Source organism: Glutamicibacter ardleyensis (assembly GCF_014644555.1).
In the GTDB taxonomy this organism is placed as follows: Bacteria; Actinomycetota; Actinomycetes; order Actinomycetales; family Micrococcaceae; genus Glutamicibacter; species Glutamicibacter bergerei.
Window position 1 is genome coordinate 450231 of record NZ_BMKX01000001.1, and the last position, 21392, is coordinate 471622.

Annotated in this window: 25 protein-coding genes; 4 read left to right on the forward strand and 21 right to left on the reverse strand. The window is 59.0% G+C overall.

Annotated features, from left to right (window positions below; translation table 11 throughout):
- Positions 1–9: 9 nt before the first annotated feature.
- Entirely contained in the window at positions 10–819 is an 810-nt protein-coding gene (locus IEX04_RS02025; RefSeq protein ID WP_096253907.1) for an enoyl-CoA hydratase/isomerase family protein, read from the reverse strand.
- Between the two features lie 66 nt (positions 820–885).
- Between IEX04_RS02025 and IEX04_RS02030 the strand changes: the two genes are divergently transcribed.
- Entirely contained in the window at positions 886–1386 is a 501-nt protein-coding gene (locus IEX04_RS02030; RefSeq protein ID WP_188683291.1) for a DUF456 domain-containing protein, read from the forward strand.
- On the opposite strand, the gene IEX04_RS02035 is transcribed toward IEX04_RS02030, so the two are convergent.
- Genes IEX04_RS02035 through IEX04_RS02050 form a run of 4 tightly spaced genes read right to left on the reverse strand, consistent with a single transcriptional unit; the run spans position 1383 to position 4802 of the window.
- A complete protein-coding gene (locus IEX04_RS02035; protein WP_188683293.1) occupies positions 1383–1988 on the reverse strand; it encodes a response regulator transcription factor in 606 nt (201 codons plus the stop codon). The genes IEX04_RS02030 and IEX04_RS02035 overlap by 4 nt on opposite strands.
- Positions 1985–3136 carry a sensor histidine kinase gene (locus tag IEX04_RS02040; protein WP_188683295.1) on the reverse strand — a complete coding sequence of 384 codons (1152 nt, stop codon included), beginning with the start codon at positions 3134–3136 and terminating at the stop codon, positions 1985–1987. The genes IEX04_RS02035 and IEX04_RS02040 overlap by 4 nt, the downstream gene beginning before the upstream one ends.
- Positions 3133–3888 carry an ABC transporter permease gene (locus IEX04_RS02045; RefSeq protein ID WP_096253903.1) on the reverse strand — a complete coding sequence of 252 codons (756 nt, stop codon included), beginning with the start codon at positions 3886–3888 and terminating at the stop codon, positions 3133–3135. Before IEX04_RS02045 ends, IEX04_RS02040 begins: the two co-directional genes overlap by 4 nt.
- Positions 3885–4802, reverse strand: a complete 918-nt coding sequence (locus IEX04_RS02050) for an ABC transporter ATP-binding protein (RefSeq protein ID WP_096253902.1) — start codon at positions 4800–4802, stop codon at positions 3885–3887. The genes IEX04_RS02045 and IEX04_RS02050 overlap by 4 nt, the downstream gene beginning before the upstream one ends.
- Positions 4803–5164: 362 nt before the next feature.
- Between IEX04_RS02050 and IEX04_RS02055 the strand changes: the two genes are divergently transcribed.
- Complete coding sequence (locus IEX04_RS02055; RefSeq protein ID WP_188684049.1) at positions 5165–5860, forward strand: DedA family protein; 696 nt, start codon at positions 5165–5167, stop codon at positions 5858–5860.
- 5 nt (positions 5861–5865) lie between these two features.
- On the opposite strand, the gene IEX04_RS02060 is transcribed toward IEX04_RS02055, so the two are convergent.
- The 7 genes from IEX04_RS02060 to IEX04_RS02090 all read right to left on the reverse strand — a co-directional run bounded on the left by IEX04_RS02060 (position 5866) and on the right by IEX04_RS02090 (position 12394).
- Positions 5866–6222: a DUF2695 domain-containing protein gene (locus IEX04_RS02060; RefSeq protein WP_188683297.1), complete on the reverse strand. Its 357-nt coding sequence runs from the start codon at positions 6220–6222 to the stop codon at positions 5866–5868.
- Positions 6223–6326: 104 nt separating this feature from the next.
- Positions 6327–7514 (reverse strand): pyridoxal phosphate-dependent aminotransferase, encoded by a 1188-nt coding sequence (locus IEX04_RS02065; protein ID WP_188683298.1) that lies wholly within the window; start codon positions 7512–7514, stop codon positions 6327–6329.
- The gene (locus tag IEX04_RS02070; protein ID WP_188683301.1) at positions 7511–7999 is read right to left on the reverse strand and encodes a carboxymuconolactone decarboxylase family protein; all 489 of its coding nucleotides are present in this window, start codon (positions 7997–7999) and stop codon (positions 7511–7513) included. The genes IEX04_RS02065 and IEX04_RS02070 overlap by 4 nt, the downstream gene beginning before the upstream one ends.
- Positions 8000–8096: 97 nt before the next feature.
- A complete protein-coding gene (gene rlmN, locus IEX04_RS02075; RefSeq protein WP_229676946.1) occupies positions 8097–9392 on the reverse strand; it encodes a dual-specificity RNA methyltransferase RlmN in 1296 nt (431 codons plus the stop codon).
- Positions 9393–9406: 14 nt separating this feature from the next.
- Positions 9407–10573, reverse strand: a complete 1167-nt coding sequence (locus tag IEX04_RS02080) for an FAD-dependent oxidoreductase (protein WP_188683303.1) — start codon at positions 10571–10573, stop codon at positions 9407–9409.
- Positions 10563–11276, reverse strand: coding sequence for a methyltransferase domain-containing protein (locus IEX04_RS02085; protein WP_188683304.1), 714 nt, complete (start codon positions 11274–11276; stop codon positions 10563–10565). The genes IEX04_RS02080 and IEX04_RS02085 overlap by 11 nt, the downstream gene beginning before the upstream one ends.
- Positions 11276–12394 (reverse strand): type III polyketide synthase, encoded by a 1119-nt coding sequence (locus IEX04_RS02090; RefSeq protein WP_188683306.1) that lies wholly within the window; start codon positions 12392–12394, stop codon positions 11276–11278. The genes IEX04_RS02085 and IEX04_RS02090 overlap by 1 nt, the downstream gene beginning before the upstream one ends.
- Before the next feature lie 161 nt (positions 12395–12555).
- Between IEX04_RS02090 and IEX04_RS02095 the strand changes: the two genes are divergently transcribed.
- A complete protein-coding gene (locus tag IEX04_RS02095; protein ID WP_188683308.1) occupies positions 12556–13224 on the forward strand; it encodes a GntR family transcriptional regulator in 669 nt (222 codons plus the stop codon).
- A 9-nt stretch (positions 13225–13233) separates the two neighbouring features.
- On the opposite strand, the gene IEX04_RS02100 is transcribed toward IEX04_RS02095, so the two are convergent.
- Genes IEX04_RS02100 through IEX04_RS02110 form a run of 3 tightly spaced genes read right to left on the reverse strand, consistent with a single transcriptional unit; the run spans position 13234 to position 15970 of the window.
- Positions 13234–13929 carry a GOLPH3/VPS74 family protein gene (locus IEX04_RS02100; RefSeq protein ID WP_229676947.1) on the reverse strand — a complete coding sequence of 232 codons (696 nt, stop codon included), beginning with the start codon at positions 13927–13929 and terminating at the stop codon, positions 13234–13236.
- Complete coding sequence (locus IEX04_RS02105) at positions 13898–15154, reverse strand: hypothetical protein (RefSeq protein WP_188683312.1); 1257 nt, start codon at positions 15152–15154, stop codon at positions 13898–13900. Before IEX04_RS02105 ends, IEX04_RS02100 begins: the two co-directional genes overlap by 32 nt.
- Positions 15155–15196: 42 nt before the next feature.
- Positions 15197–15970: a sulfite exporter TauE/SafE family protein gene (locus IEX04_RS02110; RefSeq protein ID WP_194446428.1), complete on the reverse strand. Its 774-nt coding sequence runs from the start codon at positions 15968–15970 to the stop codon at positions 15197–15199.
- Between the two features lie 661 nt (positions 15971–16631).
- Between IEX04_RS02110 and IEX04_RS02115 the strand changes: the two genes are divergently transcribed.
- Complete coding sequence (locus tag IEX04_RS02115; RefSeq protein WP_188683316.1) at positions 16632–17063, forward strand: TetR/AcrR family transcriptional regulator C-terminal domain-containing protein; 432 nt, start codon at positions 16632–16634, stop codon at positions 17061–17063.
- Between the two features lie 61 nt (positions 17064–17124).
- On the opposite strand, the gene IEX04_RS02120 is transcribed toward IEX04_RS02115, so the two are convergent.
- The 6 genes from IEX04_RS02120 to IEX04_RS02140 all read right to left on the reverse strand — a co-directional run bounded on the left by IEX04_RS02120 (position 17125) and on the right by IEX04_RS02140 (position 21295).
- Positions 17125–17937, reverse strand: a complete 813-nt coding sequence (locus tag IEX04_RS02120) for an AAA family ATPase (protein WP_188683319.1) — start codon at positions 17935–17937, stop codon at positions 17125–17127.
- Positions 17937–18557 (reverse strand): Mu transposase C-terminal domain-containing protein, encoded by a 621-nt coding sequence (locus tag IEX04_RS18650; protein WP_229676948.1) that lies wholly within the window; start codon positions 18555–18557, stop codon positions 17937–17939. The genes IEX04_RS02120 and IEX04_RS18650 overlap by 1 nt, the downstream gene beginning before the upstream one ends.
- 33 nt (positions 18558–18590) lie before the next feature.
- The gene (locus IEX04_RS18655) at positions 18591–19445 is read right to left on the reverse strand and encodes a TnsB C-terminal domain-containing protein (RefSeq protein WP_229676949.1); all 855 of its coding nucleotides are present in this window, start codon (positions 19443–19445) and stop codon (positions 18591–18593) included.
- Positions 19446–19451: 6 nt separating this feature from the next.
- Entirely contained in the window at positions 19452–20045 is a 594-nt protein-coding gene (locus IEX04_RS02130) for a recombinase family protein (RefSeq protein ID WP_035762867.1), read from the reverse strand.
- Between the two features lie 366 nt (positions 20046–20411).
- The gene (locus IEX04_RS02135) at positions 20412–20810 is read right to left on the reverse strand and encodes a BlaI/MecI/CopY family transcriptional regulator (protein WP_007273052.1); all 399 of its coding nucleotides are present in this window, start codon (positions 20808–20810) and stop codon (positions 20412–20414) included.
- Entirely contained in the window at positions 20807–21295 is a 489-nt protein-coding gene (locus IEX04_RS02140; protein WP_308422389.1) for a hypothetical protein, read from the reverse strand. The genes IEX04_RS02135 and IEX04_RS02140 overlap by 4 nt, the downstream gene beginning before the upstream one ends.
- Positions 21296–21392 lie beyond the last annotated feature (97 nt).

The following is a 21392-nucleotide window of genomic DNA, read 5'->3' on the forward strand; positions in this document are numbered from 1 at the left end:
TGGTGCCTTTTAGTTCTCCGGTGAGACCCAGGTAAATTCTGGACGACGTTTCGCAGCGAAGGCGGCACGGCCCTCGGCCAGGTCTTCGCTGCGAGCGTTGTGTTCCCAAAGCTGCGCCCAATAGGAGTCGGACAACGAGTCCGGGGTGCTCGCGGTACTCATGGTGATGGCCTGTTTGGTGTGCACTATGGAGAACGCGGAATTTGCGTCCATTTGGAAGATTAGCGTCGCCAGTTGGCTTTCGAGTTTCTCCTTGGGGACCACCTGCGTAAACAGGCCCCAGGCTGCGGCTTGCTCCATGGAGATTTCCGCGCCGCTAAAGAGTAGGTATTTGGCGCGGCTTGGCCCCACGGTTTGCACCAAACGCTCCACACCCGGACGCGGGAAAACCAACCCAACCTTGGCCGGGGTGATCGCCAGCCGGGTAGTGTCCGCCGCTAACTGGATATCGCAGGCCGAAGCCAGCTGCCAGGCCCCGCCAAAACAGTTTCCCCGCACCACCGCGATGGTCGGCTTCGGACAGCTAGTGATCGCCCGATCCACCAGATCAAAATGGTTGACCAGTTCCCCGTCCACCGGCTCGTCAAAGAGCACCAGATCCATTTGGTCAATGGCGATGCCCGCGCTGAAGTTTGCCCCGGCCCCGGTGATGAGGATCGCGCGCACCTGCGGGTCAACGGATAATCCGGAAAACGCGCCGACCAGTTCAAGACACATGTCCTTGGTCAGTGCGTTGTACTGGGTGGGGTTATTCAGGGTAAGCGTGGCTACGTGGTTAGTGATCTGCACACCGATGGTGCCGTGTTGCTGCTGACTCATCAAACACCTCAAGATTTTGCTCGTGCCCAAAAGTTATTCTTGACTTCACCGTGCCACACTAAGGGGGTGGATGCACAGATTATTTACACCGTTATTGCCGGATTGCTGCTGATCGTTTCCGCCTTAGGCACGATTATCCCGGTCCTTCCCGGATCGCTGCTGACCATTGTGACCCTGTTGGGTTGGGGGTGGCTGCTTGGTTCGGGGGCTTCCTGGTGGGCGGCGGGGCTCGGCATGCTGATCGCCGCCTTGGGCTGGTCCGCCTCCGCGGTGCTGACCGGGCGCAAGCTCAAACAACATCAGATCCCTAAGGGCTCGATCTTCTGGGGGCTGATCGGTGCAATTGCTGGGGCGTTTATCATCCCAGTAGTGGGGTTGTTTATTGGTTTTGCGCTGGGACTGTTTATCGGTGAAGCGGCCCGGCACCGTAAATTTGCTGGGGCCCTCGCCTCGTCGTGGGCGACACTCAAAGCCATGGGGTTGGGCATCATCGTCGAATTTGGCTGCGTGTTGCTGGCCACCTCGGTGTGGGTCATCGGGCTGATCACCCACTTCGCGACGCGTTAGATCCAGCCCTGGTCAGCGGCGATACGGGCCGCCTCAATGCGGTTGGTTGTATTGGTTTTGCCGATCGCGTTAGACAGGTGATTGCGCACGGTTCCGGCGCTCAGGTGGACCGTGGAGGCGATCTTTGACACCGGGGCACCGGTTGCGGCTAAGCCCAAAATTTCTCTTTCCCGCTCGGTCAGCGGGTTGTTCTGTGTTTCGACGCTGAGCATGGCGCGCTGCGGGTCGACCACCTTGTCCCCGGAGTAGACCCGGCGGATTGCCGCCATCAGCTCGGCAGGCGGCGAATCTTTGACGAGGAATCCGTGGGCTCCCGCTTCAAAGGCTTGGCGGAAATAGCCTGGCCGGTCGAAGGTGGTCAGGATCAGCACTTTAACCTCAGGGTGGCTGGTTTTCAGTTCGGCGGCGGTACGCAATCCGTCCTGGCGCGGCATCTGCACATCGAGTAGCGCAATATCTGCCGGCTGGGTGTCCAAGGCCGGGGCCACTTCATCTCCGTCGGCGCATTCGGCAACCACGTTGATGTCTGCTTCCAGATTTAACAGGGCAGCCAAAGCCCCGCGGACCAGGTGCTGGTCATCGGCGATGAGTACTCGAATCACCGGGCCTCCTTGGCATCAAAGACTACTTGCACGCTGGTTCCGCCCAGCCGTGATGCCCCCACTGTACAGCTGGCATCGAACTGTCGGGCGCGTTCTTGCATTCCCCTGATGCCATGTCCGGGGCTATTTCCTTGGCACCCATCCCCGTCATCGTCGATACTGACTTGGCCCGGTTCGATATGCAGCACCACCGTGCTTGCGTGCGCGTGACGCAGCACGTTGGTCACCGCTTCACGCAGGATCCACGCCACGTGCGAGCGATGCTGCAACGGGATCTGCTCGGCGGTTCCGGCTACCGTAAATTCGAGGTTGTTGTCATTGCACGCATGTTGTAGCTCGGCCAATTCAATGTCCAGATCTTGACGGTTAAGTCCTTGGACGGTGGTGCGCACCGAGTCCAAGGCATCGACCGCCAACTCGCTCAGTTGCACCAACTCGCCACGAGCCTGCAGGTACTGCTTTTCATCCATGAGCCGCAAAGCCAATTGCGCTTTCAAATTCAGCGCCGTCAACGAGTGCCCGATGCCGTCGTGAACATCCCTGGCCACGCGTTCTTGCTCGGCCACCACAAGAAAATCGGCCCGGATCCGCTCGGCGTCAGTCGAGCGGGTGATGGCGGCGACGGTAATTACGTACACCACCATCAAGACAATGTTCAGGCCAATCAGGAAAATTGCGTCCGTGAATTTCCCGAAGTACACCGGCAGCGCAAAGCAGGCCACCAGCACCGTGGCATAGGTGGTGATGGTCCATTTTTTGGTCAGCAGGAACGCGGCATAAGAGGTGATGAACGGGAACAAACCCATGACGGTTAATCCGGTCACCGGGACGCCAATGACGATGATGGCGCAGAGCATCAGGAAATACACGTGCGCTCGGCGTTGATCGGTTCCGCCTTGGCCGACGATCCACGAATATTTCGCATAAGCCCCAAGGTAAATGGCTGCGAACAACACCACCAGGCTTAGCCCAATGATTCTGGTGGGCAGCGGATAGTCTTCGACGAGCAGGTCAAGGATGGGGAAGACCAAGAAGATGATCCATACTCCGGCCACCATCCAACCCCAGCGGTCCCAGAACTTCTGCTCATCGCCGAAGTCGCAAGCCTCTTCTGGGGCTTGGTTGGTACCTTGTGCGTTTAGCTTCACTGGCGCGCCTTGGCTTTCCTGGTTGCTACTACCGCGAAGAGCGCGAAAATGATTGCCCATGCCACAAGGTTAGCCGTTGGCATCCACAATGGATCCGGCGCCATCTCTACTCCTGACGGCATATCCTTGAGCAGCGGGTAGCGTGCCAACGCGACATAGCCGAACATTGGGGTGAAACGGGCGGCGTCTAACATGCCACCTTCCAAGGGCATGAACACATTTCCGAAGAAGGCGAAGAACACCATCAGCCCGGAGGCCAGACCGAGGGCGGATTCCGATTTGAAGACCATCCCCACCCCGATCCCGTAACAGGCGAAGATCATCGCGCCGAGCAGGACGATCAGGTAGCTGGCACCCCAGATCCACGGTTCGTTCACTTGCGCTCCGGTGGCGGCGCCCAAGGCGAAGACTATGGCCGCGGAAATTCCGGCGACGGTTGCCGCGACGATCATCTTGCTGCCAACGAATACCGCCGGTGGCATTTTGGTCAGCGCGATTTGTCGGCCCCAGCCCTGCATCGTCTCGGTCGCGACGGTGCCGGCGATCGCCACGGTGCTGACTGCTGCGCCGTAGGCGGCCATGGAAATCATCAGGTAGAACTTCACGTTGCCGGCGCCCAGGTCGAAGGCGGTGTAGCTGGGAATGTTGCCGAACAGAATGTACATGGCTGCCGGGAGCAACAACGCGAAGATGAGGTTGTACCCGTCGCGGAAGTGCCGGGCGAACTCTACCCGGATATATGTGGTCATCATGAGGCGTCCTTGGTCAGCTGGATGAAGGCGTCTTCCAGGCTCGGGGAGGAAATTTCTAGATCGTAGGCTTGGTATTCGCCCAGCAGCGCAGCGGCAAAGCGGTCCGAGTTTTGGCATTGGAAGGCGAAACGTGAGCCGTTGCGTTCGGTAATCTGCACCGACTGATCAAATGTTGCCGCCTGCTCCCCCTGATCTTCTGAGGTGAACGACGCACTGAGCGTGCGGCCAGATATGAGCTGACGTAATTCGGCGGTGGCACCGTCGGCGACGATTTTTCCTTGGCTCATCAAGATGGTTCGTTCGGCGAAGTTTTGCGCCTCTTCTAAGTAGTGCGTGGCAAAAATGACGGTGCGCCCTTGGGTGGCTTCGGATCGCATCGTGGACCAGAATTCGCGGCGTGCCATCACGTCCATGCCGGCCGTCGGCTCGTCGAGGATCAGCACGTCCGGATCCGGAAGTAAGGCCAGCGCGAATTTGATGCGTTGCTGTTCACCACCGGAGCACTTGCCCACACGCCGTTTAGCGATGCGGGTCAGGCCCGTTCGTTCCATGACCTCGTTGATGCGATCGGACTTGCCGTGCATCGAGGCAATGACCGTCACGGTTTCCTTCACCGTCATATCTCTCAGTAGCCCTCCGGTTTGGAGGACGGCCGAGACGCGTCCGGAGGAAACCGCCTGGGGCGGGTCAAGACCGAGGATTTTCGCGGCACCTGCGGTCGGTTTGGTCAGCCCAAGGATCATGTCAATGGTGGTCGTTTTCCCGGCACCATTGGGCCCCAAAAAAGCCACTATTTGCCCGGTGGGGATTTGCAGGTCGATTCCTTTGACCGCCTGGACCTTGGTGCGCGAGGTGGAGAAGGTCTTGGTCAACCCGGTCAGCGAAACTGCTTCGGTTTTAATCAGCGTTTGCATACTTATAGTCTTCGCGCGATGCCTCACGCTGAGAAGAGCAGAAAGTCATGTCATGACCATGACCGTTGTCATGCCGGTGCTGCCCTGCAGGTGCGTAGCGGTGAGAATTCGAGAACCAGATGACTTGAAACCGCGCATAGGCTGTGACCTTGGCAACTTGTGATGCATCGTCAGCGATTTGCCTCCGATCCGCTCCGTGCACACATTGCTAAGATCTGTGCCGGTCAATGGCCTAAATACCGTTATTCTGCATGGAATTAGTGTCTGCGGGCGCAGGAGCAATATGGCCAGCTCTCTGGGAAACTCACAGCGATTTACCGTAGTCTTTGAGCGTGCTAGATCAAACTTCTTTCCTCTCGCTCATGACGCAGTTCGGGACGCCAACCCTCGGAGCAGCGTTCCTGCCCGACTGGCTGAATCCTGTTGTCTTCCTTAACGACCCGGCCTTAGGCCCATGGGTCGTCCTGTTAGTCTGCGGCATCGTTTTCGCGGAGACCGGACTACTTGTCGGGTTCTTCCTGCCAGGCGATTCCATGCTCTTTACCGTGGGCATGCTCATCGCGGCCGGAACGATTCATGTCCCACTGTGGCTTTTTGCCCTGTCAATCTTTGTCTGTGCCTTTGCCGGTGATCAGACTGGCTACATGATTGGTAAGAAGACGGGTCCGGCGATCTTCAAGAAGCCAGATTCCCGGTTCTTCTCGCAGGCGAACGTGGAGCGAGCACACGGATTCTTTGAGAAGTTCGGTGGCCGCGCGGTCATCCTTGCACGCTTCGTCCCCGTGGTGCGCACCTTCGTGCCGGTGATCGCTGGTGTAGCCAAGATGAACCACAAGACGTTCGTCGCCTATAACCTTATTGGTGCCTTGTTGTGGGGCGTCGGTGTGACCTTGTTAGGCTTCTGGCTGGGTCAGTTCACCTGGATCAAAGACAATATCGACATCATCTTCATCCTGATCGTCTTCATCTCGATCATTCCGATCCTGATCGAACTGCTCAAAGCCCAGATGGCGAGCAAGAAAAAGAAGAACAACCAGTCCCACGTGATCGAGGACTAAGAGTTTTAAGCACCCCGGCTGCGGAATTGCCCGCCGGCCCATTGCACGCCGCGGCGTATCATCCACTGTTCGCAGGGTTGAATACAGCCGCGGCGTACTCCTTTGCAGATCAAGTCATCGCCGCGATCTATCGCTCGGATCGCTTCGGTGCCTGCCGGACGCAAGGCGTTCATGAGAACCTCGCAGTCGCAGTAACCGCCCAGCAACCGAATTTTACGTTCTAAGGCGGTGGCCCGCGGCGCGCTGTGATCGCGGTACTCCTTCAGTACGCGCAAGGATCCGTCGCACGGCGATTGCCCGGCAACGCGGTACATATAGCAGGCGAGACATTCGTGGTCGACGGGAAGCGGGAAGTCGCTCATCGCAGGGCTCCTAGCTGGCAGATGATCAGTGATTCATCTCAGCTTCACCCCCTAGGCGGCTAAGCAACCAGCTACCTCGTCGAACTGTGCATAACTGTCTGGCGCTACATATTCCTTTTCAGGAATTCTTCGACTCGGTCCAGTGCTTCGGCCACCCGGTGATAGCCGGCTGCGAAGGATAACCGGATAAATAGGTTCCCCTCGAACGGGTCAAAGTCACCGCCTGGGGTGAGCGCCACCTGCGCTTCTTCCAGCACCGCGGCACAAAAAACCGAAGCCGAGCCGAACTGAGCAAGCACCTGGGGCGAGAGTTTCCCGTAGAGATAAAACGCACCGTCAGCCGGGGCGGCCGCAATAATTCCGAGCTTGTCGAGACTACCCAATACCAGTTCGCGGGTGCGCGCAAACTCGCGCACGCGGCCTTCTGCTTCTTGAAGACTGTCGGGTTCGAATGCTGCGAGAACCGCGCGTTGTGCTGGCGCTGGGGCACAAAGCGCCAGGTTCGAGGCCAACCCATCGACCACCGCCAGCATGTCATCCGGGACGATCATCCAGCCCAGACGCCAGCCGGTCATCCCCCAGTATTTGGAGAACGAGGACACCACAATGCTGGAGCGCGAGTACTCCCAGGAGGTGTGGCCCTTACGCTCCGGGACAAACTCGATGCCGTGGTAAATTTCGTCACTAATTAGCCGCACCCCGTTGGCCTGACACCAGCTAGCCAAGGTTTCGAGTTCTTCGGCGCTGAGCATGGTGCCGGTGGGATTGTTCGGGGAGGCGATGACCAGCCCGTCGAGACGACCGTGCTGCTTTATCGCCGCTTCCAGCAGCTCGACGGTCGGCTGAAAACGCTGCGCGGGGCCGGTAGGCAAATCCACGACGTTCAGTCCTAGCGCTTGCAAGATGTTGGCGTAAGCCGGGTATCCGGGGCGAGCCAGTGCGACGATGTCCCCCTGGTCGAACGCCGCGAGAAATGCCAGTTGGAATGCGCCGGAGGATCCCGCGGTCATCACGAAGTTCTCCGCCGGGATCTGAACACCGTAGGTCAGCCGATAATGATCGGACAGGGCCTGACGCGTGGGCTCTAAACCGCTAGTGGAGGTGTAGCCAAAGTCTGCCTGCTCGGCATGGAGTTTTGAGGCGAGCTCGTTGACGGCAGCCGGAGCTCCCCCGCCAGGTTCCCCGACGCACAAGGAGATCACGTCGTGGCCGGCGGCACGCATGGTGGCTACCGTATCGACGATTTGCATGACTTCAAAGGGCGGTACCTGGCCACGGTTTGAGACTTTCATTTAGCCGTTCCTTGACCTAGTTCTTTTTCCTTCACCGGGTGGCGCGAAAGGATGGAGATGCGATTAAACGCGTTCATTGCCACCGCGATCCATTGGATCGCTGCAACCTGCTCATCGTTGAGCAGTAGCCGCGCCGAGGCAACCGCGGCGATGCGTTCCTCGGGGCTGGGTAGGTCGGTGGTGGCCTCGGCGATCGCTAGGACCGCGCATTCAAATTCGTCGAAGTGCCCGCCGCATTCATCCCACGTGCTGAGCAAGACGATGCGTTGCATTGTTTCGCCGGTAGCCAGTGCCTTACGGGTGTGCAGGTCTAAGCAGTAGGCGCAGCCGTTGATCTGTGAGACGCGCAGGTTGATCAGTTCGGCGGTGCGATCGCTGATGCCTGCAGCGCGGTAGGATTTGGCAACTTGAGCGGAGAACTTCCCAATGGAGTTCCACAGCTCGGGGTTGGTCTTGTCGAGAAAAAGCGGGTCTGAAACGGCCATATCTGAACCATACCCGTCAGGCACGTTTAGCCGCCACACATGGCAAGAGCCCTGCCTCACGCTTTCACGTGTGGCAGGGCTCTTGGGTAACTGAAGATTAGTCTTCGTCGGCTGCGAGCTGTCCGCAGGCGCCGTCGATTTCCTTACCACGAGTATCGCGCAGCGTGGTTGGCACGCCGAGGCTGTCCAACCGGCGCACGAACTTGCTGGTGATGTCCTTCTCGCTTCGTGTCCAGACCGAGCCCGGTACCGGGTTCAGCGGGATCGGGTTCACATGGACCCAGCCGCGGCCACGGGCGTTGAGCTTCTTCGCGAGCATTTCTGCACGCCACTCGTGGTCATTCATGTCCTTGATCAGCGCGTATTCGATGGAGACGCGGCGTCCGGTCTTCACGTAGTAGTCAAACGCGGCGTCTAGCGCCTCGTCGACCTTCCACTTTGAGTTGACCGGGATCAGTTCATCGCGCAGCTCGTCATCCGGTGCATGCAGCGACAGAGCGAAGGTCACCGGGACGTTTTCTTCGGCCAGTTTGCGGATGGCAGGAACCAGACCCACGGTGGAGATGGTGATGCCACGCGCGCTCATGCCCAAGCCCTCAGGGGCGTCGGCGACCATACGGTGCACGGCGTTCATCACGCGCTTGTAGTTGGCCAGTGGCTCACCCATGCCCATGAAAACGATGTTGCCCACGCGCTCATCTGGGTGCTTCTGTCCGCCCAGACCGCCCTCGGCGATCACGCGGTTGGCCTGGACGATCTGATCCAGAATTTCGGCGGTGGACATGTTGCGGGTCAGCCCGGCCTGGCCGGTGGCGCAGAATGGGCAGTTCATACCGCAACCGCATTGCGAAGAGATGCACAGGGTGATGCGGCCCGGGTAGCGCATCAGCACGGACTCAATGAGCGAACCGTCGAAGAGGCGCCAGAGGAACTTGATGGTCTTGCCATCGTCGGTTTCCAGGCGCTTCACCTCGGTGAGCAGCTTCGGGAACATCGCCTCGGCGAGTTCCGCGCGGCGCTCCTTGGGAAGATCGCTCATCTTCTCCGGGTCGGTGGTGTAGTGGGTGAAGTAGTGCGTCGACAGCTGCTTGGCGCGGAAGGCGGGCAGGCCCAGTTCCTTCAGCTTGGCCTGGCGCTCGGCCAGGGAGAGGTCGGCCAAGTGCGTTGGCGGCTGGGAGACGCGGCGCTTGGTGGCGAACTGCAGCTCGGGGCGGCCATCGGCGCCCATCTCCTGCTTCCAGCCTTCGGCCGTCGGAACGACCTGAGCGCGGCCTTCGGCCTGGGCTCGGGACTTGGAAATGCGGAGTTGCTGGGCACGCTGCGCGGCGGCCTGCTCGGTGCGCAGGACCTTACGCTCAACGGCGGAAAGTGTGGTGGAGTCGCTGGAAGTCATTGCTACCTATTGTTTCACGTATCTACTGGATGTTGGCGGTGAGTTTGGGCACGCATCAACGAGTCGGTCATGGTGAAAATTCTGGCTACTGAATCGTGCAGTTCCCGGTTCGCTAAAATCCGTGAGAGCACCGCGTCGCGCGGGCCACTGAACCATTGCGGAAGCGGCCGGCCGAGCATCATGTTCAGGTGCGCACGGCGGGCAGCAAGCCGTGCGGCGGATAACCGGGTCCGCTCAAAGGCCGCTAATTTTTGCCTGGCGGCCCCGGCACTCAGCACCTCGGCGAGCGCCCCTGCGTCGAGGAGCCCGAGTGCGAGGCCTTGGCCGCCAATCGGGCTGATCTGGTGGGCGGCGTCGCCGATGAGGATAGTTTGGCCGTGGACCATATTCGGCACCGCACATTGTGCTGTCGTGAAGTCGCTGTGCATGGTGCGTGAGTGTTGCGCTAGCCGGTGGCCGGTGCGTTGGTGGACGAGTTCTTCCAACGACATGCTTTGGTTTTTAGGACGGTGCGCCACCCAGCGGCGTTGCTCGCCGGGCAGCGGAAAGGATTCGATAATTCCGTGTGGATGCAGGTAGAGTACCGCGGCGTCGCCCAAACCGCTGGCATCGGGATAATCTCCCATACGGTAGGCATCGGGCAGTGTTTTGCCGCGCCACGGCACCGCTAAGGCACGGCGTACTGCCGAATCCACCCCGTCGGCGCCAATCAGCCACCGGGCACCATGGACCTGGAGTTTTGCATTGCTGTGCTGCACGGTGAAGTGCACGCTATCGCTGCCCTGCCCCAGCACGCGTTGGAAGCGGCAACCTTGCTGAAGAGCCTGTGGTGCCAGCTCTTCCAGCGCCTCTCGCAAGAGCAACTGGGTTTGGCGTTGTGGCAATGTCAGCACATATGGGTAGTTACCGGGGATGCGCGCAAAATCGAGAGCCGCGCTGTGACCTGACGCGAAGACTCCCATTCCCTTGCGGATCTGCAGGCCTTGGCGCGTGAGCTGTTCAGCAATTCCGGCTTCCTGCAATATTTCCAGGGCCGGTGGATGCAACCCGATTGCTCGCGAATGCTCGCCCATCTCCTGACGTTTTTCGAAGACTTGCACGCGATGGCCGCGTTTAGTTAGCAAGATGGCGAGGGTTAATCCCACCGGTCCGGCGCCGATGATGGCGATGTCACAATGCATGGGCCGGTTCCCAGAGCAGCAGGTTCCGAAAGGGGCGGCGTTCTTCTACCCGCCACCGGGCGGGCACACGCCGAGCCAGCTCGACGGGGGTGGAACTGCGCCTGATGGAAAGCAATCCGTCGCGCCGGATGAAGGAACTGCCTGCCAGCGGCAGTGTCGCCGCCCCGAAGAGCACCGCCGCTAGCCGTGAGCGGCGGATATCGGCGTGCATTGCTCGGCCGGTGGCCAGTCGCTGCGAGTCCGCCAGCAGTCCGGAGAATTGCTGCTCATCGAGATGATGGAGCAGGTGGTTGGAGATGACCACATCAAACTGGGCCTCCTGCGCGACCAGCTGGCTGCTGTCGCACTGGCGGAATTCGAGGCGGCTTGCGGGCAACCCGGATTTTTGGCCGGCACCGTGCGCATAGTGGAAGGCTCGTTCATCGGGGTCGATTCCCAGAACTTTGAGGTTGATCCCCTCGGCCCACGCTCGTTTGGCCAGCATGATGGTGATATCCCCGCCACCGCAGCCGATATCCAGCAAGGTGGCTGGCCGGTGCGCGGGCAGCTGATCCACAATGAGCTCGGCGTAAAGCCTGCCCCACCCAGCCACTGCCCGATTAACCAGTGGAAATTGTGCGTAGGTCCGGCGCAGAAGTACCGGGTCGCAGTCGGGCCTGTCCATTTCTTCGACGGCGTCCTTCGCGCGGACGAGCTCGAACATCAGGCGTCCGGGCGCACGGTGAACAGCCCGGTTTCCACCGTCAGTCCCGGACCGAAGGCCATGGCGCAGACTCGTTCCCCGGCCTTAGCCGCCGGATTCTCCATAATTTCCTTGAGCACAAATAGCACCGTGGCACTGGACATGTTGCCGTAGTCGGCGAGGATTCTGCGGGCGGGCTCCAGCTGGACCTCGCTGAGTCCCAGCCGGTTTTGCACCCGATCCAGGATCGCTCGGCCGCCGGGATGGATCCCCCAGTGCTTGATCTGTGAAACCTGCAGTGCTGGCGCTGCGTCTTTGGCAAAGAGCGGTTCCAGTGCGCCGCTGATGTGGTCATCGATAATATGCGGGACGTAGGTGCCAAGCACCATCTCGAAGCCTTCATCGCCAATGTTCCACGCCATGGCTTCCTCGCCGACCGGGGTCAGCACGGTTTCAAAGGCGTCCATATCCAGTCCCGTGTTGCCGCGCTGGGTCACCAGAGCCGCAGCGGCCCCGTCGGCAAAGAGCGCAGAACCCATGATGGTGTCCGGATCGTTGGAACTGCGCACATGCAGCGTGCAGAGTTCGGCGCACACCACCAATACCGTTGCGTGCGGATCTGCCAGGCAGAAATCCCGGGCAGCACGCAGCGCAGGGAACGCCGCGTAGCAGCCCATGAAGCCTAGGTGGTGGCGCACAGTGTTGGGACGTAAGCCCAGCGCGCGCACAATTTGATAGTCCGGGCCGGGGTTGTAAAAGCCCGTGCAGGACACCGTAATCACGTGGGTGATTTCATCTGCCGCTATATCGGGGCAGGCTTCCAGCGCTTTACGTGCCGCTGCGATGAATAGTTCCGGTGCGTGCGCCACATATTCGTTGTTTCTCGTCGCGGTGCTTGGCGAATGAAGCTGTTGGGTGCGCGCGTCGTAGAACAGCGGATTCGCCGGTGGGTTGAGCGTATCAAAATCCGCAACACAGCTATAGCGGGTATTAATCGCTGAGGAATCAAAGGAGGTGGAGATCAGGCGTTGGCCCAGGCGGGTTAGCCCTGGTTGCACTGCGAAGACATCACGGACCTCATCTTGTTTCAGGATCGTAGCGGGCACGGCGGTCTGGATAGTACGCAGCATCACTGACATGCCCTGAGCCTAAGCGCGCTGTGCGCCTGCGTAAAGGGTCGGCTGAAACTGCCAGTTATTTACAAGTTAGCCCAGTCGCTCAATACTCTGAGCACGCAACCATAATATGATTATTTTTGATTGCCATTCACAAGTGTTCGGCAAATACTGAGGAGACCAGCATGGCAAAAGCATCAACGCATTCGCTAGAGGGAATTCGCCGGACCATTTTGGACGGCTTTTGGTCCCCTGGGGATCGCTTGCAGCCAACCACGTTGGCCGAACAGTTCAGCACCAGCACCACGGTGATCCGCGAGTCATTAACCCGCCTTGCCGGTGAAAACTTGGTCACCATCCGGCCGAACCGCGGATTTTTTGTCCCTGATCTGAATCTGAGCGAGCTGGCCGACATCACCGAATTGCGGTGTGTCACCGAAGCCCTGGCCGCGAAGCTTGCCGCGGAACGCGGTACAGTCAGCTGGGAATCCTCACTGATCGCGATACACCATAAATTATCGCGCACCCCTCGGCGCCTGCCTGAAGAACCAGATCGGGTGAACCCGCAGTGGTCGCAGGCGCACCGCGAGTTTCACCACCAGCTCTTAGCGCCTTGCGAATGCCAGCCGATGCTCAAGCTCTCCGGCGATCTGGCGAACTTCACCGAGCTCTACCGGCGCTGGGCCGCGCCGTCACAGGCAGCAGTGGCCCGCGACGTCGAACAGGAGCACGCAGACATTCTTGACGCTGCGCTGGCTCGTGACGCCGAAAAGCTGGGCCAATTATTGCGCAATCATTATCAGGCAACCGTCGACGTAGTGATGCATTCGGGCCTGGTTGAGCAGCCTGCCTAAGACAGTGCTTTAGCTGGCGCCGGGCAGGATGGTGTTCTTTGTGACGGCTTCGTTCATCGTGGCGACCGCTTTGCGGACCGCATCACCTGCCCTGGAATCGGTGGCTACTTCCCTGATTCGTGCTTGAGCGCGTTCCACACCGAGCGGCTCAATTTCTTCGGCCAGCACCTGCTGCAGCACACCCATGCCGTGAATGATGGAAAGCAGCGTGGCCTCATGGGTTGCGGCCTCACGCTGACTCTGGAGCACCAAGCTCAATCCACTGCGGAACTGACGTTCCAGCTGCCCATTGAGCACACGGACCGGTGCCTTGCCTAAGCCCAATAATCCTCGCTCGCCATATTCGACAATTCCCTGCTTGGCCAGCGAGTCGGTGACCAGGCGAATATTGCATAGCCCATTGATGGCTACGGCAGAATCGAGATTTATCCCGTCTTTGCCTTCAAGCTTGTCCAGCGAGTGCTCTAAGACAGGGTCAGCGATGGGTCCAGCGCCAACGAGGGTGATCCGCGGATTCGGGTCATCGGTGAGCCCGATTCGTCCTGCCAAGATCAGGTCGGCAAGGATGGCCGAGTTCATCCCGTATTTATAGGAGCTCATCACCGTTTCCGGTTGTCCGTCGTCCTTGGTTAGCAGCAGATACAGCATCTCGGAGATCAACATATTTTCTAGGCTATCGAGTTTGGAATCCTGCGTCCTCCCCATTTCGACGGATTTCCTGATGTTCAAAAGATGGTTCGGAAGATGCACCGCCTGTTTCCGGGCCTGTTGTAATTTGCTCGCGTTGTTCGCGTCGACGCGCTCGTTTTTCCTTGCGCAGCTGTTGCTTCTTATCGTGGATCAGCGCCGAGGTAGTTCGGATGAACACCGAAATCCACGTGAAGATGATTGCCACGACGGCAAGTTCAAACCCGGTGAGGTTGTAGTAGTTCCATTCCTGCCACAGCAAGAATGCAAGCCACAGGGCACCGAGTGCTGTCAGTGACATCAGATGGAAGATCACGGGGTATCCCGGGAGCAATGCAGCAGTGCTGATCAAAAGCACCACCATGCCGATAGCTGCAAGCTGCACAAAAGCGCCATGCACGTCGGGAGCAACGTTGACCGGGACGACTCCGATCAGGATGACGCCTAGCGCGACCGCGAGCAGACACCAACGAACGATACTCGGGCGTGGTCGGACGAACTTGGAAATTCGGTACTTCTCAAAACCGGGGCGGCATCGGTAGGTTCGGGCGAGCCTGGCTAGGTCACGCGTCATGAATTCAGTAAATGCTGCCAGCACGAGGCCCGAGATCACCAGCGTGGTGTTGAAGGTCCAAAAAGATCCGATGCCCGCGTCGTATGTACCTAGGGCGGAGAACATCGACTGCCACCAGCCGCGGTCTTCTGCCAACAGCATGCTGATGACGACGCCCGAAGCCATGAAGATTCCCAGAATGACCGACAGTGTCTGGGCATTTGTGCGTGCCGTAGCCACCAGGCAAAGGTATGCGCTGAGGCCGGTGGCACCGCTGACAAGCAGCGCACCAGCGACTACGTCAACATGTAGTCCAAAAAATGCCTGCTGCATCAAGTGGAAAGCGACCATCAAAATCATGATCGTGCTCGCCGCATGAACCAGCAGCAGGCCCAGCATCGTCACGATCTGCCGCCACTTGGGGATCCGCCTGAGCCACGGTTCGCGGGAGACTAGCAGCCGTCGAAATGCGATGACACTGACTAATGCTGCGCAGATGCCACCGGTGGTGGCTGCCACCGCACCGACGGAGAGCCCACCAGACAAACCCGGTCGGTTACCCACAAAGAGGATAAAGCCGACAACTAATCCGAGGATGGAACAGAAAAACCCGGCCCACAATGCCTGCCGCTCAATCTCGAGTTCTGTGGCCGGTTTACCTTGGGTTTCAATGTTCGCTTCGGTCCGCACACTTCTAATTGTCTCATTGGCAGATATTCATCCGGCGTCGGCTTAGGCCAAGGCTTGGGTTAGCCCGTTGATCATCAATGTGATGGCACCAGAGAACGCAACGATGATGACAAAGGCCCTACTGAATTTATCTGGAATCTTGGGGGCAAGGTAGTTGCCCAGCAGGATACCTAAAACCATTGCTACAAGACAGCCAATCCATTGAGTCCAATGAAGTTCGGGCATTCCGCCTTTTGCCAGGAGTGAGGCGATAGCCAAGACAAAGAAGTACAGCTGCACGGAAATCGCGAATTTAGCCTGCGGCCAACGGCTAGCTACCGCGTAACCGGCAATGGCAGGCCCCGAGACCCCAGCGGTGACGGACATAAATCCGGAGATCGCCCCGGCACCAACGGCCAGCCCCTTGCTCTGTGCGGCGCGCAGATTGCGCACCATGAAGCTTGAGAGCAACGCAAGAATAACCATCGCCGCGATACCGACAGAAAGCCACGGTCCGCCAAGTTTGGAAGCCACCCACGCACCAGGAATCGTCATGACTACCGCAGGTATCAGCATCAGCAGAATTTTCTTATACTCAACGTCGCGGAAGACCTGAATGAGGATGAGAAAACTGCTGCAGGCACCAAGGAAATTAACCACCATGACCCCGTGGAAAGGCCCCAAGACCATCACGAGGAAAGGCGAGGAGACCAGCGCGAATCCCATGCCAGAGATTCTTTGTGTGGATGCACCGACGAAAACTGCTGCGCTAAGCCCTAGCAGCGCAGCGAGTTGTAGCGTTTCCAACAGTCTTTTGCCTCCCAGTTCCTGCGCCAAGCGCAAGAGCGCCCATGTTTCTTACGTTAGTGCACCTGGACACGACTTCCGAATGCGCATTCTGCGGCATCTCGTTCTAGGCCGTTCAGGTGAGTATCGACGTTTACTATCTGGTCATCGGCGACTAAGCGATGGGCTCGGCGGCCACGAGGTGCTCATGCTCGAGCAATACGAGCCGGGCCATGTGCTCGGTGCCTCCTATGGCGAGACCCGTAACTTCAATCCGGTCTTCGTGGTCATGCCCCGCCTACGATTGCTACAGCACGCGAATATCCTGTGGGACGAGATTACCGAGACCGGTGAATCACTGCGATGCTGCTATCACCACATACCTTTTCTCCGGTGCGCGCCGGAGAGAGCGGTGGGTTCAGTGCGAGAACTTCTTGCATTTGGTTCACCTCAAGATATATAACGAATGTTTTTCGTTTGATCTGTGTATGTTCTAGTCAAAGAATCCCGAAGCAAAGGAAGACTGCATGACTAGGCCACCGAACCCAAAGCTCAGCACAGCGGCGATTACCAACGCCGCGCTCAGGCTTGTCAATGCACACGGCGAGTTCACCCTGGGGTAATGGCAAAAGCGCTCTAGCTGACGTCACCTTCGCTCTATAACCACGTCGGCGGTAAGGCCGAAATCATCGAGCTGATGCGCGGGCGTGCCATGTCCGAAATCCAACTGTCCGAGCTGGACCGGGTTGACTGGCAGGAGGCAGTTCGCCAGATCGCCATGGAGTATGGGGATTCCTACGCCAAGCACCCAAGATTGATTCCGCTCTTCACCAGCCATTCGGTCCGGGATCAAACAACGCTTAGAGTCTATGACGCGCTCACTGAAGCGTTTGCCATGGCTGGTTTTGAGCCGAAGGAACGCCTGCAAGCGAACACCATTATTGATTCGTTCGTATTGGGCTCGGCTCTGGACGCTACAGCGCCGAGCACCGTATGGGAGGCCGATACTCAGTCCTCCCACGCCTTCACCGAGGCGCTATCAGCGGGACTACAGGAACCAAACCGCGCCGAACAGACGTTCTTTCACGGGCTTACGTTCATAATCCAAAGCCTGACCGGCAAACAGAAAAAAGCAGATTCCTAGTGCAGTATGCATGTGATTGTTAACTTCGTTTGGCGGTTTCTGCGCACCTAATATTGGCGGTTCAACTGATTCCGATCACTAGCGTGGATCGCGCAGCTTCAACAACATCATCGGTAATCGTGTCCAGCTCATTGATTTTCATGACTCGCTGCATCTGTGTGAAGAGTCGATCGATCAGCCGGAAATTACCGCGCGTGATACGGGCGATCGCCGCGACAGCTTGCGTATCGGTGAAGTCCTCCAAGTCCAGAGTTTTTCCGAGGGCACGCCACTTTCGTTGCAGAACGAAATGCAGTTCATCCTGAGCAAGCGGACGGTACTCGTGAGCAAAACCAACACGGCTATAGAGCTGAGGGTATCGACTGAACTGCTTTTCGATGCCAGGCATCCCAATCAGCATCAGCGCGATATTGTTCCTGTCATACCTATCTCGTAGCACTTCTAAGGCAGTGGCGTTGAGTCGCTCCGACTCGTCGACGATGATCAGCTCAACATGCTTGTCTTGATTCATCGGGCCCGTCGTGGCACCTAAAGTATCGAGATGTTGATGGATACAGATCGAGGTCCGGGTGGTGACCAGAGAGAGTTCATCCTTGATTTGCTTAGGCGTCGTCAGAACCCCTGGGGTGAAGAAGACGGTCCGCGTTTTGGCCAGATCCTTGTAGATCTGGAGGTCACTGTCCTCCCGTCGGCCCCATTCCTCTATTAACGCCTCGGTTTTCGGGCTCCAGTTGGCATAACGTTTAGCCGATAGGGTTTTGCCAATTCCAGCTTGTCCATAGCAGACCCCGATAGTCCGCTGCCGACGCACCGCATTGGCGAACTCAGTGAAGCGGCGGTGCTCCTTCGTTGCGATAAAAGTTGTTGGTCCCATTACTCGTCCTCCGCGTAAGTGCGCAGCTTCGTTTTCTTGGTTCGGTGGACCGCCGGATCAGGCTGGGGTGCCTCCGTGGTTGGTTGCCCGGCCGGTAGAAATTCCGCGACGGTGGCGATTCGTTCATTGATTTGTCCGCGCAGCTGACGCTTTCGTGCAGAGCGTGCTTTCTGGATGTCCTTAAAGGTCATGATGGATCGTTCGTGCGTGGGATCCACAGCTTTGCAGATGTGCTGGCCACGATGAAAGACCTGAATCTCGGCAACGTCTCGCGGGTCGTAGCGAAGGATGACGGATTCTCCGACATAGGCAGCCAGCAAGGGAGATATGTAGCGTAGCCCTTGGAAGTGCACCCCATCGCGGTGGACGATTCGAGGTTTGGCGACCGTGAGCAGCAGCAGGTTCAGTTCATCGATGGATTCAGGCAGACGCGGCAACCAGCCGTTGCCCTGCCACGCTTTTTGAGGTGTTTCTTTGATCTCTTGGTGTTCACGCTGGTGGTAATTCTGCCCAATGAACTCACCTAGCGCCGTGTCCAGTTCACTAATCGATAGTCCGGGTTTGGGATTGCGTACGTTGTGCAAGTAACCCGGTAGCCGGGCCAAAAGCTCGGTATTCAACGTACCGAAGAAACGCTCAATCTTTCCTCTGCCCTATGGCCGGGCTACTGCAGAGAAAGTGATTTCGAAGTGCAGGTCTCTGGCGGCCTGCGCCATGTGGTGGCTCGTGAAATCGGTTCCGTGGTCCACGTAGAGCACATCAGGGATTCCGCACATCGGCCAATCAGCTGTCTTTTTGGGCCAGATCGCCTCACGCAACGCCAATGCCGTATTCAAGGATGAGGGAGCACCGGTGAAGATCATGTACCCGCACAGGGCTCGCGAGTAATCATCCATGATCGTGGTGAGCCACGGGCGAACCGGCCGATGACCAGTGTCAAAAACCAGAATGTCGAGCTCGGTATGATCAGCCTGCCACACCGCGTTCGGACGTTCGGCGCGGCGGCGCCAGACCAGTTCGTACTTATCGCGGTACACCGCCGCGCCTTGCTGCGCCAGTGTCATCATCCCGGGATCTATCTCGCCGACAATCGAGCGGATGGTTGAGTAGGAAACCGGTGCCCACCCCTGGTGGAGCGCCACCTTGTTAGCTTGCTGGTGGATGGCTGCCGTCGTCCTGGGCAGTTTAGCTAAGGCGAGGCCTTCGACCAGCTTCACGAAGTCGCTGGGCATCCGGCGTCCGCGTTTGCCCTGTGCCACCGGTTCCAGACCAGGCTTCCCCTGGAGCTTGAAGCTCTGGTGCCATCGCTGCAGTGTCCTCAGGCCGATATGGTGTTCCTCAGCCAAGACCGTCAGCGGCACTCCGTCTTCGACGTGTTGCCGCAGTATTTCCCAGCGTGCCGTTGCCTTGATCAGGCCGCTGTAAGAGGTTCCTGCTTTCACGGTACTGCTGCCATTCTGGTTTTGTCCCAGCGGTGCGTCCCTGCGCGGTTCGCTTCGCCGGGACATGGCCGATCACAGGCTCTTGACAGAGGCGGATTCTTGGCCCAAGTGGCGGTAGAACGTCGCGCGGCTCCAGCCAACCAGACGTGCTGCGTCTTCGGCGGTGCGTCCCCTGGCGCGGGCATCTTTGGCGATCGCGAGCTTATCGGCAATCACCGCCGGGTCAGAGACCGGCCGGCCGAAACGGGTTCCGGATTGCCGGGCGGCAGCAATGCCGGCATTGACTCGTTCAACGATCAGCTCGCGCTCGTACTCGGCCAACGAGGCCAGCATGTTCAGCATCATCCGCCCGGTCGACGTGGCCGGGTCGATCCCATCGGAAATGGAGCGGACATTCACCCCGCGCTCGCGCAAGAGGTTCACGGTGTTCAAAACATCGATCAGGGATCGCCCGAGCCGGTCTACTCGCCAGACCACCACGGTGTCCCCGGACTGCGCGTACTCGAGCAGTTTCTTCATCCCAGGCCGCTCAATCGCGCTCCGGCTGCCGGACGTCACATCGGCGAACACGTCGCGTTTCTGCACCCCCGCTGCAGCAAGAGCGTCGAGTTGCAAGGCCGCGTCTTGGCTCGAAGTGCTCACTCGTGTGTATCCCAAATGCCTCACCTGCCCAGTGTGACTCAAAAACCCCTGTGCGGCAAGCAGGTAAGACGTTTTACGTTGGGACGAGTTTATAAGACAAATACAGCCCGCGTTTTCCAAGTATTTGATGAGACAAGTTTCTACTCTAGGTAGAGTCTCAAAAAGCTTTAGCTTTTCAAGACATTCAGACGCGTCTATTTCGTTCAGGAACCCTCACACGGCTTCCGCGAGGCGGATTGTCTCGGAACTGTGGGCGAGCTCAGCATGGCCATGCGCCGGGTTATCCCCGAGGGGTCCCTTCTGAGCGGAAGTGGACCTGGACCTGGACCTGGACGAGCCCCACACTGTCCGGCCTCTAATGACCAACGAAATCCGTGAGGATCCGATCAACTAGAGCAGGGACTTGAGGAAGGCGGCGTCCTGGGGGTCGAGCATGCCGGCGAAGCGGGTGAGGCAGCGCCGGCGGTCGTTGGTCTCTCCCAGCGTGCGCACCATGTGCGCGGCGGAGAACTGGCACCCGGTGAGCGTGGCACGGTAGGACCATACGCCGCCGATGAGTTCGCGTTCCGCCAGCGCCTTGTCCACCAGGTGGCCCAAGACGGTGGCGACGGTCGTGTATGCGGGTTTCTGGCCTCCCGGCGCCGTGAGCTCCTGCACCATGCCCCGCGTGGTGTGTGCCTGGCGGGTCTTCCAAAGCACGTCCAAAACACGCCGTTCCAGTGCCCCTACTGGGGGCGCCTCCCGGGGCTTGAAGGGTAGTTCGCCGGTGTCTTCAATGGAGGTCGTCATGAATCCATCCTTTCCCGCTCAGCGGCCTGGCGACCGGGTATCGCGCATTGCTGCTGCCCAGACAGTCGGAACACCAGTGCAAGAACAGTCAGCACCATGGCCAGTGCCGCCAGCCAAGGCTGCAACGGCGCGAAATAGGTCATGGCTCCGGAATATCCCAGCGCCAACAGGGCGATCTTGTTGCAGACCGGGCAGCCGATCGCGAACCAGGCCAGTAGACCGCCGGCCATCCCCCAGCGGGAGGTGCGGTCGGTTGGTTCCGCGGTCCCTGGGGTTGCCGGGGCCGCTGGCCGGATGTAGCTGGCGGCCAGCATGCCGGTCAGGACGGAGGTGGCCAACCAGACGGGGTAGTTCCACGGCATCGGCGGGATGTCCCGGCTGAAGACGTCGTTGGGGATTAGTACCGTGGCGAAACCCAGCAGCAGCGCCATGGCCAGTGCCGAGGCCACTGCCACCGCCCATTGCCGGGACCCCCACCAGCGCAACGCCGCGCCTGCCAGCGGCAGGCGGCGGCGGAAATCGATCAGCAAGCGTTGCGTGCGTCTCATTGTTCCTCCGTGTGCTTGATGTGTGATTCTTCCC

Bases quoted from the DNA above. Each gene is read 5' to 3' on its own strand.
- IEX04_RS02135 (WP_007273052.1), bottom strand. From the start codon at position 20,810: ATGACGACCTCCATTGAAGACACCGGCGAACTACCCTTCAAGCCCCGG.
- IEX04_RS02060 (WP_188683297.1), bottom strand. From the start codon at position 6,222: ATGAGCGACTTCCCGCTTCCCGTCGACCACGAATGTCTCGCCTGCTAT.
- IEX04_RS02115 (WP_188683316.1), top strand. From the start codon at position 16,632: ATGTCCGAAATCCAACTGTCCGAGCTGGACCGGGTTGACTGGCAGGAG.
- IEX04_RS02045 (WP_096253903.1), bottom strand. From the start codon at position 3,888: ATGATGACCACATATATCCGGGTAGAGTTCGCCCGGCACTTCCGCGAC.
- IEX04_RS02070 (WP_188683301.1), bottom strand. From the start codon at position 7,999: ATGGCCGTTTCAGACCCGCTTTTTCTCGACAAGACCAACCCCGAGCTG.
- IEX04_RS02090 (WP_188683306.1), bottom strand. From the start codon at position 12,394: ATGTCAGTGATGCTGCGTACTATCCAGACCGCCGTGCCCGCTACGATC.
- IEX04_RS02085 (WP_188683304.1), bottom strand. From the start codon at position 11,276: ATGTTCGAGCTCGTCCGCGCGAAGGACGCCGTCGAAGAAATGGACAGG.
- IEX04_RS02080 (WP_188683303.1), bottom strand. From the start codon at position 10,573: ATGCATTGTGACATCGCCATCATCGGCGCCGGACCGGTGGGATTAACC.
- IEX04_RS02095 (WP_188683308.1), top strand. From the start codon at position 12,556: ATGGCAAAAGCATCAACGCATTCGCTAGAGGGAATTCGCCGGACCATT.
- IEX04_RS02065 (WP_188683298.1), bottom strand. From the start codon at position 7,514: ATGAAAGTCTCAAACCGTGGCCAGGTACCGCCCTTTGAAGTCATGCAA.
- IEX04_RS02120 (WP_188683319.1), bottom strand. From the start codon at position 17,937: ATGGGACCAACAACTTTTATCGCAACGAAGGAGCACCGCCGCTTCACT.
- IEX04_RS02100 (WP_229676947.1), bottom strand. From the start codon at position 13,929: ATGGGGAGGACGCAGGATTCCAAACTCGATAGCCTAGAAAATATGTTG.
- IEX04_RS02055 (WP_188684049.1), top strand. From the start codon at position 5,165: ATGACGCAGTTCGGGACGCCAACCCTCGGAGCAGCGTTCCTGCCCGAC.
- IEX04_RS18655 (WP_229676949.1), bottom strand. From the start codon at position 19,445: ATGTCCCGGCGAAGCGAACCGCGCAGGGACGCACCGCTGGGACAAAAC.
- IEX04_RS02050 (WP_096253902.1), bottom strand. From the start codon at position 4,802: ATGCAAACGCTGATTAAAACCGAAGCAGTTTCGCTGACCGGGTTGACC.
- rlmN (WP_229676946.1), bottom strand. From the start codon at position 9,392: ATGACTTCCAGCGACTCCACCACACTTTCCGCCGTTGAGCGTAAGGTC.
- IEX04_RS02025 (WP_096253907.1), bottom strand. From the start codon at position 819: ATGAGTCAGCAGCAACACGGCACCATCGGTGTGCAGATCACTAACCAC.